This is a genomic window from Flavobacterium sp. HSC-61S13, from assembly GCF_024171535.1.
In the GTDB taxonomy this organism is placed as follows: domain Bacteria; phylum Bacteroidota; class Bacteroidia; order Flavobacteriales; family Flavobacteriaceae; genus Flavobacterium.
On the sequence record NZ_JALJZV010000006.1, the window covers coordinates 181,063 to 193,207 of the forward strand.

9 protein-coding genes are annotated in these 12,145 nt (G+C 37.9%); 7 read left to right on the forward strand and 2 right to left on the reverse strand.

Annotation, left to right across the window (positions count from 1 at the left end):
* Position 1 precedes the first annotated feature (1 nt).
* The 7 genes from L1275_RS08075 to L1275_RS08105 all read left to right on the forward strand — a co-directional run bounded on the left by L1275_RS08075 (position 2) and on the right by L1275_RS08105 (position 9,067).
* On the forward strand, positions 2 to 676 hold the full coding sequence (locus L1275_RS08075) for a response regulator transcription factor (protein ID WP_253471619.1): 675 nt from the start codon (positions 2 to 4) through the stop codon (positions 674 to 676).
* Between the two features lie 4 nt (positions 677 to 680).
* Complete coding sequence (locus tag L1275_RS08080) at positions 681 to 2,048, forward strand: sensor histidine kinase KdpD (protein ID WP_253471621.1); 1,368 nt, start codon at positions 681 to 683, stop codon at positions 2,046 to 2,048.
* 36 nt (positions 2,049 to 2,084) lie between these two features.
* Positions 2,085 to 2,807 (forward strand): YARHG domain-containing protein, encoded by a 723-nt coding sequence (locus L1275_RS08085; protein WP_253471623.1) that lies wholly within the window; start codon positions 2,085 to 2,087, stop codon positions 2,805 to 2,807.
* A 42-nt stretch (positions 2,808 to 2,849) separates the two neighbouring features.
* Positions 2,850 to 3,359 carry a MepB family protein gene (locus L1275_RS08090; RefSeq protein WP_253471625.1) on the forward strand — a complete coding sequence of 170 codons (510 nt, stop codon included), beginning with the start codon at positions 2,850 to 2,852 and terminating at the stop codon, positions 3,357 to 3,359.
* Positions 3,360 to 3,559: 200 nt separating this feature from the next.
* Positions 3,560 to 4,837, forward strand: coding sequence for a TolC family protein (locus tag L1275_RS08095; RefSeq protein ID WP_253471627.1), 1,278 nt, complete (start codon positions 3,560 to 3,562; stop codon positions 4,835 to 4,837).
* Between the two features lie 17 nt (positions 4,838 to 4,854).
* Complete coding sequence (locus L1275_RS08100) at positions 4,855 to 5,961, forward strand: efflux RND transporter periplasmic adaptor subunit (RefSeq protein ID WP_253471629.1); 1,107 nt, start codon at positions 4,855 to 4,857, stop codon at positions 5,959 to 5,961.
* A gap of 19 nt (positions 5,962 to 5,980) precedes the next feature.
* Complete coding sequence (locus tag L1275_RS08105) at positions 5,981 to 9,067, forward strand: efflux RND transporter permease subunit (protein WP_253471631.1); 3,087 nt, start codon at positions 5,981 to 5,983, stop codon at positions 9,065 to 9,067.
* 86 nt (positions 9,068 to 9,153) lie between these two features.
* Here L1275_RS08105 and L1275_RS08110 read toward each other — a convergent pair whose 3' ends face one another.
* Both L1275_RS08110 and L1275_RS08115 read right to left on the reverse strand, forming a co-directional pair.
* Positions 9,154 to 11,337: a glutamine synthetase III gene (locus L1275_RS08110; protein ID WP_253471633.1), complete on the reverse strand. Its 2,184-nt coding sequence runs from the start codon at positions 11,335 to 11,337 to the stop codon at positions 9,154 to 9,156.
* Between the two features lie 190 nt (positions 11,338 to 11,527).
* Positions 11,528 to 12,073 carry a hypothetical protein gene (locus L1275_RS08115; protein WP_253471635.1) on the reverse strand — a complete coding sequence of 182 codons (546 nt, stop codon included), beginning with the start codon at positions 12,071 to 12,073 and terminating at the stop codon, positions 11,528 to 11,530.
* Positions 12,074 to 12,145 lie beyond the last annotated feature (72 nt).

The following is a 12,145-nucleotide window of genomic DNA, read 5'->3' on the forward strand; positions in this document are numbered from 1 at the left end:
AATGAATATTTTACTCATTGAAGACGATCAACGAATTAGCGATTTTGTCGTGAAAGGACTAGAAGAAAATGATTTTCATGTCACTCTAGCCACATCAGGAGAACAAGCTCGAGAAATGATTAATGAAACGCAATGGGATATTATATTGATGGATATTATGCTTCCCGGTATCGACGGTATTCAACTGACTCAACTGATTCGATACAAAAAGATCTATACCCCGATATTGGTTTTAAGTGCCTTGAGCGATTCTACAGATAAAATTGCAGCATTGGATAGTGGTGCAGACGACTATCTATCCAAGCCCTTTCATTTTAATGAATTGATTTCGCGAATTAATGCCTTGACCCGAAGAACGAAGTTTAACTATCAAGACAAAGAAAAGGTCTATCGTTGTGGAACACTAGTTTTAAACCCCGATAACCACAGCGTTAGTCAAAACAATAAAAACATTGATTTATCGCCACGAGAATACAAGCTATTACTGTTTTTACTCGAAAACAAAAACAAGGCGGTATCCCGAACATTAATTTTAAACGCTGTTTGGGGAATAAATTATGAGAATAACACCAATGTAGTCGATGTCTATATTTCGTATTTGCGCAATAAAATCGATGAAACTGACATGAAAATCATTCATACCATTAAGGGAACTGGATATATGATTCAAGATTAATACGATGAAACTACGCAACAGACTGACCTTAATTTCAACCGTGACTTTTGGTGTGGTATTTTTTATCACCTCATTACTGATCTATCTGGCATTTTACAACAGTTCCGAACGCGTTTTTTTCAATGAATTAAAAAAAACAAGCTTACTAACAGCCTTCTATTATTTAGAGAAAGATGAGCTACCCCATTTTGAACACTCTACCATCCGTAAGGAATTTAGAGCTACAATTGAAAGTTCTATGGTCGCTGTCTACAACAGCGACAACCAAGTCGAATATGGACAGCTTTTTTCCGATAGCAATATCACAAAGGATTATTTAAACCGCGTACGTAAACAACAAAAGATACAATTCCAAACCGACGATTTTTTCTATTACGGTATTTATTACCCCGATAATCAAGGGAATTTTGTCGTTTTTGTCAAATCATCCAATGCGGAGTTTGTAGCACAGACCCATCGTTTACTCTTGATCATGACCATTGTGTTACTCGCTGGTTTAGCCCTAATCTTTATTTTGAGTCGATATCTGTCGCATTGGGCCTATCGACCTATTGCCAATGTGGTACAACAAATCAACCAAATTGACGATTCGAATTTAGGCCAAGCCATCAGCCCTCCCAACACCAACGACGAAGTCGATGAGCTGATTAAAACCTACAATAAACTATTTGCGCGTTTATCAGAAACCTTCTTAATCCAAAAAAACTTTATCAATTATGTTTCGCATGAGTTTAAAACACCCTTAACAGCGATTGCAGGTAACTTAGAAGTTTTTGCTCAAAAAGATCGTTCCCCTGGTGAATATAAAAAAGTCGCTGAAGATGCCCTTGAAAACGTATATAAAATAGAAGACTTACTATCAAATCTGCTGTTGATGTCTGGATTAAAAAACAACAGTAACGAATTGGATACCTTTAGAATTGATGAAGTGATCTGGAATATTTACGAATCGCTTTCTGAAAAATCAAATGCATTAAAAATCCCTATAAAAATCAATCTTGAAGTACTAGATCCTTCCCTATTAGAAATTAATGGCAACGAAACCTTAATACAATTAGCCTTATTTAATTTAATTGAAAATGCGCTAAAGTATTCGACTACCGAACCGATTTTGATTACAATTTCTGAAAATGCCGGTCAATTATTACTCGAAATTCGCGATTCTGGAAAAGGAATTTCTCCGGAGGATCTCCAATATATCGGACAGACTTTCTACAGAGGAAAAAACGTTGGACGCATTCCCGGAAGTGGGATCGGCCTCTCCTTATCAAAAATCATTTTAGAACAACATCAGGTTCAATTTCAAATTGATTCCATTCTCAATCACAGTACCACCATTCAATTGTTATTTAAAAAATCCACCTCAAATTAAAACATACTCTTAGCGGTATCTTAATTCTACGAAATCATGAAATTTATCCTTCCAATATTCGTATTACTGATCTCTTGTACAAGTATCGCCCAATCGCTCAGCGATTGTCAGCAGTGCTCCCAACAAAAAATTAGCACACAAGACCTCAAAAATAAAAGTGCCGATGAATTGCGTTTGTTGGTCAATGAAATTTATGCACGACACGGCTATCTCTTTAAAGAAAGTCGTTATCAAGATCACTTCGAGTCTTTAAACTGGTATAAAGCTGGTATAGATAACAGTGCAATTCAATTAAATCCTATCGAAAAACAAAATATAGCCTATTTACAACAGCAAATATCCTTTTTAACAGCCGATCGCTCCAATCTACTCCAATCGCTCAAAAAGTTTAAAACAGCCTTTCTTTCCGCCAATACATACGACTTACAACAACAATTTCACTTTAAATACAGTGGCAATGAAGATCAAAAAAATCTGACACTCGTATTAAAACAACTCGATTTAAACGATATCAATTGGTATAAAAACAAAGGTATTTATGAAGTAGTCATCGATAATGGATTCGTAAAAATCACTTATGCCATCACTATTGAAAATCAATTTGTTCACCTGATATATAATTATATGGAGCATTCATCGATCATGGAAGACTTCGATGTTTACACCAACTACCGATCTGAAACGGAACACTATCTCGAATGGAAATTTGAATGGTACAACAATCAATTAAAGTACTTACGCTTAAATGCAGCAGGATAACACTTCTTTTATAAAACCACCTAATCACAACGCCTTTTAAACATGTCTCTACCACCAAATGCCTTTACGTATTCAAAGACTTTAATTTATGATGTATTGGGGCTGACTTGTACAATACCTCTACTAGACGAGGAAAGTTCAGAATATGCGGCTTGCAGTTTTAACATCAATAAACACGAGATCATATTCAGATCTGCAAAAATTACACCTACAAAAATCGGGCAATTTGTAACCCTTTGGAAACGAAGTAAAAGTGGTCCTATTGAACCTTTTCAAATCGATGATACCTTTGATTTTTTGGTCGTTTGCGTTCAACATGACAAGCGGTTTGGTCAATTTATTTTTCCGAAATCGATATTACATCAAAAGGGTATCTTATCCGATTCTAAAAGAGACGGAAAACGCGCCTTTAGATTGTATCCAGCTTGGGATCAACCCACGAGTAAACAAGCGCTAAAAACACAAGAGTGGCAACTGAATTATTTTTATGAAATCTCCGAAGGAGCACCCCATGAGAAAATACTCTCAGAAATTAAAGAGGTCTTACTATAGCTATGGATACGCCTTCCAAATACTGAAGGAAGAAATCGCTGTCTTGATATATCGGTTATACATTACACTATAACCGAATATATTAATACGGACAGTTCAAGAACCGTCACTACTATCCAATTCTAATCGAATTTTAATCTGACTCAAATTCTCTTGTAATATACCCAAATTACCTTTGTATATTATAAAATCTATTGAATTTGAAACGATATTTCCTTACGCTAACCGGTCTGTTGATGAGTACCGTTTTTGTGCAAGCACAAATTACAGATACCTTATCCATTTCAAAAAAGGAGGCAGAAACCCTTTTTTTAAAGCAAAATTTAGAGTTGCTCGCTACACATTTAGAGATTTCTCAGGCAGAAGCTCAAGTTATTCAAGCCAAATTGTGGCCCAATCCCACTTTAAATATTAGCGAGGTCAACCTCTGGTCCAACTCTTCTTCTGAGGAATTACCAGCCTTATACCGAAATTGGGGGAAGACTTCTCAGGTTGGAATTGAAATTGAGCAGCTAATTCAAACCGCCGGAAAACGCAGAAAAAATATCGCTTTACAGAAGATGGAAGTCGAAGGCAAGCGTCTTCAATTTAAACAGCTGTTACAAAATTTAAAACTCGAATTCAGAAATGCGTTAACGGATTTACAAACCTATCAGCAACAGCAAATTCTATATACCGCACAGATTGAATCTACTTCAAGTCTACTTCAAGCCTATCAAAATCAGTTAAAAGAAGGCAATATCAGTCGATCGGAATACATTCGTCTTAAAGCAGCTGAAATGTCTTTTAGAAAAGAATTAGTTGAAATTCACCAAGCTTGGGCAGAAACTCAAAAAGATCTCAAGATTCTGCTAAATCTCCCGGCCTCCACAGTCATTAATATCACCGACGGTCTCCATGTCCCGACAGTTTTAGTTAATGCAGATGACCTAGCAGTCTGGACTCAAGAAGCCCTTGATGAGCGAGCCGAAATGCTGGTTGCTAAAAATACAGAAACCATTGCCATTCAAAAACATCAACTCGAGCGCGCCATGCGTGTACCTGATGTTACCTTGTCTGCCAACTACGATCGCGGGGGAAATATCATGCGTGATTTCGTTGGTTTGGGCATTTCCTTTGAACTACCCATCTTTAATCTCAATAAGGGAAACATCAAAGATGCGCAAATTGAAATAGAAAAGACCCGATTAGAGCTTAGCCAAACCAGCAATACCATTTCCAATGAAATTGTACAAGCTCTTAGAAATTACCAGCAGTCTAAAGCCCTGTACGATCAGGTTGAAACGGATTATGAGAATCACTTAGACGACTTACTACAGAGCTACTATAAAAATTTCAAACTACGAAATACCAGTATGATTGAATATCTCGACTTCGTAGAAGCTTATCTCGACAACAAAAACATCTTGTTGGAGAATAAAAAAGATCTTAATCACTACTTCGAATCCCTTCAATTTACCCTTGGAAAAGAACTCTAATCTAAAAAAAACATATCATGAACAGCAAGTATTTTATATACCTACCTTTCGCTTTTATATTATTTAATAGCTGTCAAAAAAGCACCACCGACACTACTAGTATTTCTGACAACAAACCCTATTGTATAACGGAAGAATTAAAGAAGACTTTAAGTTTTGAGACCGTTTCCCTGCGTCCTATAGAAGAGACCTTGTCACTAACGGGTAATATACAATACGACATCGATCAGACTACTCCCTTTGTCAGTTTGTTAGACGGTGTGGTTACCGCAACCTATTTTTCGTTGGGCGACTACGTTAAAAAAGGTCAAATACTGGCTGAAATTAAGAGTTCCTCTCTCAATGAGATTCAAGATGAAAGCCGCACTATAAACTCTCAGATAAAAGTGGCACAACGTCATTTATCGTCCGTTCAGTCGATGTTTAACGACGGTATTGCCTCTCAAAAAGATTTGTTGGAAGCTGAATCGGAACTCGATATGTTGAAATCGAAAAAACAAAGTAATCGAAGCACTATGGATTTATACAGTGCTAGTAGTGATAAGTCCGTTTTTGCCATTAAGGCCCCATCTAACGGTTATATCGTCAGCAAAAACATCAGCCCAGGGATGCCGGTTGCTGGTGCAGATGACGAATTGTTTACCATTTCAAATCTATCCGAGGTTTGGGTGATGGCCAATGTATATGCGACCAACATGCGTCATGTATCTACTAATATGCCAGTAACAGTTAAGACCTTAGCCTATCCAGATGAATCTTTTGACGGTAAAATCACGTCCATTTCACAAGTTTTTGATCAAGACGAACGCGTATTAAAAGCTAAAATTGTGATGAAGAACACGGATATGAAACTCAAACCGGGTATGTCTGCAGATATTATTCTAGGTTTAAATGCCAGCGATAAAAAAAGCATTGCCGTTCCCAATCAAGCTTTGGTTTTTGAAAACAATCAAAATTACGTAGTCGTTTATAAAGACGACTGCACTCTAGAAGTTCGATTGGTTAAGATCCTTGCTAAAAACGATTTCTACACCTATATCGAAGATGGTGTTCAAGAAAATGAAGTGGTAGTAACCAAAAATCAATTACTTCTTTTAGAGGAAATCAATAATCGTTCGCTTTAAAAAAGAAAAATAAAACACTATGCAAAAATTTGTTCAAAACATAGTTTCCCTATCCTTAAAGAATTCCTTTTTGGTGCTTTTTGCCACTATATTGTTGCTTTTAGGAGGAATCTATAGTTATATACATACGCCGATTGAAGCTTTTCCCGATGTGACCAATACGCGAGCTCGAATCATCATTCAATGGCCCGGACGAAGCGCGGAGGAAATAGAAAAGTTTATCACACTGCCGATCTCCAAAGAAATGAATACCATACCCAAAAAAGCCGAGGTGCGATCCATTTCGCTCTTTGGTCTTTCAGTAGTGACGGTATTATTTAATGATGATGTAGAGGATTTTTATGCACAACAATACGCATCTACGCGTATGGGAAATGTCGATTTACCCGAGGGAGCCTTTTTTGAGATCGAGCCCCCGTCAGGAGCTACAGGAGAAATTTTTCGCTATATCATCAAGAGCGAATTGCCGATTAAAGAAGTGGCATCTATCCAAGATTGGGTAGTTGAACGCGAATTGCTCTCCGTTCCCGGTGTAGCTGATGTAGTCAGTTTTGGAGGTGAAGAAAAGATCTATGAGATTAAAATTCATCCTACAGAATTGGTCAATTACAACTTATCCCCTTTAGACGTCTATGAAGCGGTATCCAAGAGTAATATCAATGTCGGCGGCGATGTGATTCAAAAAGGCGATCAGGCCTATGTGGTACGCGGTGTTGGCTTATTAGACAATATCGATGATATCGGAAATATTTTAATCGAAGTAAAGGGGTCTACGCCTATTTTGGTTAAACACGTCGCTGAAGTTGTGATTTCTGCCAAACCCCGATTGGGTCAAGTGGGTTATAACGATGAAAAAGATGTTGTTGAAGGTATAGTCATCATGCTCAGAGGTGAAAACCCGAGTGAAGTCATTGAGAAGTTAAAGGATAAGATTACGGATCTCAATGAGCGCATACTTCCTAAAAATGTCGAGATTGTGCCGATCATAGATCGTACCGACTTGGTGAAAACCACGGTACATACCGTTACTAAAAACCTGATTGAAGGGGTGGTGTTGGTTTCGTTAATCGTTTTTATATTTTTATACAACTGGCGAACGACTTTTATCGTCGCATCCGTCATTCCACTAGCCTTTCTATTTGCAATCATCATGTTAAAAATACAAGGGCTACCAGCGAATTTAATTTCTATGGGTGCTTTGGATTTTGGACTATTGCTCGAGGGAACCCTAGTTATCGTCGAACAGGTATTTGTTGGATTGGAGAAAAAAGCCCATCACGTCGGTATGAAACGCTTTAATAAAATGTCCAAAATGGGTATTATAAAGAAAAGTGCCGGTAGTGTTGCCAGTTATATCTTCTTTGCCTTATTGATCTTAATTGTCGCCTTACTGCCTATTTTCTCTTTTCAGAAAGTCGAAGGAAAAATGTTTTCACCCTTGGCTTTTACATTGGGATATGCCCTTTTAGGTTCTTTAATTTTGAGTTTGACCTATGTACCTGCCATGTGTAAGATCTTATTGACGAAAAACATTGTAGAAAAAGAAAACCTTATCTCTCGATTTTTTAAAGTCAATATGTTCAAATTATTTGATTGGAGCTACCGTCATAAAAAAGCGACTTTAATCTCGTTTGGAATTTTACTCGTGATCTGTGGAGTTCGCTTTCACTATTATGGTTCAGAGTTTTTACCGAAATTAAACGAAGGAGCTATTTATGTTAGAGCAACTTTACCGAATAGCATACACTTAGAGGAATCGGTACAACTGACCCAAGAGATGAAGGGCTTACTGCGCGAATATGAGGAGGTTGAATTTGTGATGTCTCAAACCGGTCGACCGAACGACGGTACTGATCCCACGGGTTTTTTCAATATCGAGTTCCACATACAATTAAAACCGGAAAACGATTGGAGTCGAAAGGTATCCAAAGAGGAGTTGCTGTCTGAAATGCGTACAAGTTTAGAGAAATATCCGGGAATCAATTTCGGATTCAGCCAACCGATACAAGATAATGTCGAGGAATATGTTGCCGGAGTGAAAAGCGCTTTGGTCATCAAAATATTTGGAGATGATTTATTTGACTTAGAAAAAATGGCGAATCAAGTCGCCAAATCCATAGAAGATGTACCTGGAATTACGGATATCAATGTGTATAAAAACATTGGCTTACCGGAATTGCGCATCCAACTTCACGATGCAAAAATGGCTCGTTATGCCGTGACCACTGCCGATGCTCAGGCCGTGATATCAATGACTATTGGTGGTCAGGCCGCGACGACTTTTTACGAAAACGAACGCATGTTTGATGTGGTACTGCGCTTTAAGAAGGAATCTCGAGATTCTGCTGAAAAGATAGGCGAAATCTTAATTCCTACCTTAGACGGTAAACAAGTACCGCTAAAAGAGATTGCTACTATAGATTACCACACTGGGCCAGCCTTTATTTATAGAGAGGGTAACAGTCGTTATATCGGGGTCGGATTTAGTATTGAAGGGCGTGATTTGGGTAGTACCATCGCAGAGGCTCGAGCTAAAGTAGATCGTGAAGTCAAACTACCTGCGGCGAACAAAATGGAATGGGCTGGAGAATTTGAAAGTAAGGAACGCGCTGCCAAACAGTTGATGATGGTGGTACCTGTATCGCTGATCTTGATTATGATGCTGTTGTATTTCAATTTTGGAAATGTCAAGGATACTTTAATATCTGCCGCCACTTTGCCTTTTGCCTTTATCGGTGGTTTTCTATCACTTTGGGCTACGGGAACCGTGTTTGGTATCTCCGCTGGAATCGGATTTATCATTCTCTTTGGTGTTGCAACCATAGACGGCATCGTTTTAATCGGAGTGATGCGCGAAAATTTACGAATGAAAATGCCGTTAAATCAAGCTATTGCTGAAGGAGTCCGAAGTAGAATTCGTCCGGTAGTCATGATTGCTTTAATGGGCTCCATGGGACTGCTACCTGCTGCCCTATCTCACGGTATGGGATCTGAAATCCAAAAACCCTTAGCTATTATGATCGTTGGTGGATTGGTCGTGTGTATGGTATTATCGTTTACTGTACTGCCACAAATATTCTATCTGGCGTACCGCAATAAAAAATAATTATTAGTTCATGTTTTTATTATTTAAAAAAGCGCCCTTCCGATATGGAAGGGCGCTTTTGATTATATTGGTCATTGAGTTGACCATTAGTTGGTAAACAACAACTCTCTATATTTAGTTAAGGTCCACATTTCATTATCGACCAACAATTCTAATTTGTCACTGTGGTAACGAATAATATCGAAATGAGGTTTTACTCTTTCACAGTAAGCAATCGCTTGTAATTCGATATCACTAATCAAATTCGCCGCTTTACGCTCGTCAATCATTTCTGTAACATGGGTACTGATCTGTGCAATGTGATTAGAAATTTCCTTAACCATTACAATTTGTTCAGCGGCATGAGCTTCATATCCCGCTCCAAAAATCTCTTTGATTCCCTTAACGTTCTCAATAACTCTGTTTTGGTAAGCAATCGCAGTTGGAATCACATGATTTCTAGCCATATCACCTAATACACGTCCTTCGATTTGGATTTTCTTTACGTATTCCTCCATTTCGATTTCATAACGCGCCTCTACTTCTACACGATTCATTACATTCATCTCTTCAAATAAATCAATAGATCTTTTTGAAACCTTAGCTCTCAAAGCTGCTGGTGTATTTTTATGGTTACTCAATCCGCGTTTTTCCGCTTCAACTTCCCACTCTTTACTGTATCCATCACCTTCAAACAAGATTTTCTCCGTTTGTTTGATGTATTCGCGTAGTACATTAAAGATGGCCTCATCTTTTTTCATGCCTTCACGTTCGATCATGGTATCCACTTCAACTTTGAAATCCTTTAATTGTTTGGCGACAATAGTATTTAAAGTAGTCATCGGATTGGCACAGTTTGCCGTAGATCCAACCGCTCTAAATTCCCATTTGTTTCCAGTAAAAGCAAAAGGAGAAGTTCTGTTTCTATCGGTGTTATCCAACAATACGTCTGGAATTTTTCCTACTACATTAAGCTTTAGATCTGTTTTTTCTTCTGGTGACAATTTACCGTAAGACACGCCTTTAAGCTCTTGTAATACATTGAACAATTGTTGTCCAATAAATACCGAAATAATTGCAGGAGGTGCTTCATTTGCTCCTAAACGGTGATCATTACCCGCAGAGGCAATAGAAGAACGCAACAATTCTTCGTTGTCGTGAACCGCTTTAATCGTATTGATAAAAAACGTCAAAAATTGCATGTTGCTCTTTGGTGTTTTACTCGGGCTCAATAAATTGATTCCCGTATCCGTTGCCAAAGACCAGTTGTTGTGTTTTCCAGAACCGTTCACCCCTTTAAAAGGTTTTTCATGGAAAAGTACTTTGAAATGATGGCGTTCTGCCACTTTTCTCATCACATCCATCAATAGGGAATTGTGATCTACTGCTAAATTGGTTTCCTCAAAAATCGGAGCCAATTCAAATTGGTTTGGAGCCACCTCGTTGTGACGTGTCTTAACTGGAATCCCCAATAGGATACAGTTGTTCTCCAAATCGTGCATATAATTTAACACTCGGGTTGGAATTGATCCAAAATAGTGATCATCCAATTGTTGTCCCTTAGCTGCGGTATGTCCTAATAAAGTACGTCCAGTAGCTAGGATATCGGGTCTAGAATTTGCCAAAGCCGTATCGACTAAGAAATACTCCTGTTCCCATCCCAGTGTAGCTGTAACTTTCTTTACGTTTTTATCAAAATAGTGTACTACTTCTGTAGCTGCTGCATCAATAGCATTTAACGCTTTGATCAACGGGGTTTTGTTATCTAATGCCTCCCCGGTATACGATACAAATACGGTTGGGATACACAAAGTAGAGCCAAAGATAAAGGCTGGTGAAGTAGGATCCCAAGCGGTATAGCCTCTAGCTTCAAAGGTGTTTCTGATTCCTCCATTTGGAAAACTCGATGCATCCGGTTCTTGCTGAACCAACTGACTTCCGTTGAATTTCTCCACCGGATCGCCATCAAATTGTGTTTCAAAAAAAGCATCGTGCTTTTCAGCAGTCGTCCCCGTTAAAGGTTGAAACCAGTGCGTATAATGAGTTACCCCTTTAGAAAGCGCCCATTCCTTCATACCCAAAGCAATGTACTCTGCCAACTTTCTATCGATTTTAATGCCATTCTGTGCATTTTTAACGGCCTGATAAGCTTGTGGCGTTAAAAACTGTCGCATGGATTTATCGTTAAAAACATTATCTCCAAAGATCAAAGATTTTCTACCCAGTTCCTCTACTTTCACCACTTCTCTAGAAGCGGCTTTTTCAATTGCTCGAAAACGTAATGTTGACATATTGTATGTATTTTATGGGACACCCCCTATTTTGATAGCAAAAATAATTTATTTTCGACAATTAATAACCACTACCCCCTATTTTTTTTGACAATGGTGCAAAAAAAATACTTTACACTAACTTAACACTTTGGTAAAACAAAAAAAACCTCAGCTCGCGCTGAGGTTTTTTACTATCAATTATATGCTGTTATTTAGCTTGCAATTGTTTGATTGGAGCATTCTCCAAATTGTATTTTTTGATTATAGTATTGTAATCTGTATTTTCAACAGCAGTTGAAGAAGTATCCAAAGATCTCTTTGGCATGTATCCAGGAATAATTACAACTCTAAACGTTTGCTTATTAGTCCAAGCTCCACCATCCACTCTATCAATATTTGCGATATTTGTATCTAGAAAAAGTTTAAAATCAAGTCTAGTAAAGTCAAAATTGTAGATTAAATTTTCTGAACCAATATAATAGGTAGCTGGCGTCATTTTCCAAACATCTTCGCCATTCACAACTTGATCTAAATGGTACACTAAAAGATGATCTGTTTTTAAAATTGGCTTGCTAAAAGTAAAAACTGATTCATAATTATTGCTTCTTAAAAAGTCAGTAGTTACCTCAAAAACCTCAGCTTCAAAAATTGGTCCGGGAGCACCGTCAAATCCCGGAGGTCCTTCTGGTCCTTCGCAACTCTGTAATCCAACCAAGCCAACAACGGCGAATAATAGTAAAAAAATCTTTTTCATAGTATATATTTGTTTAGTTTTTAATTATAATTACAAGAACTGCGCCAAAAAAATCTTTGTACAAAAAAATCT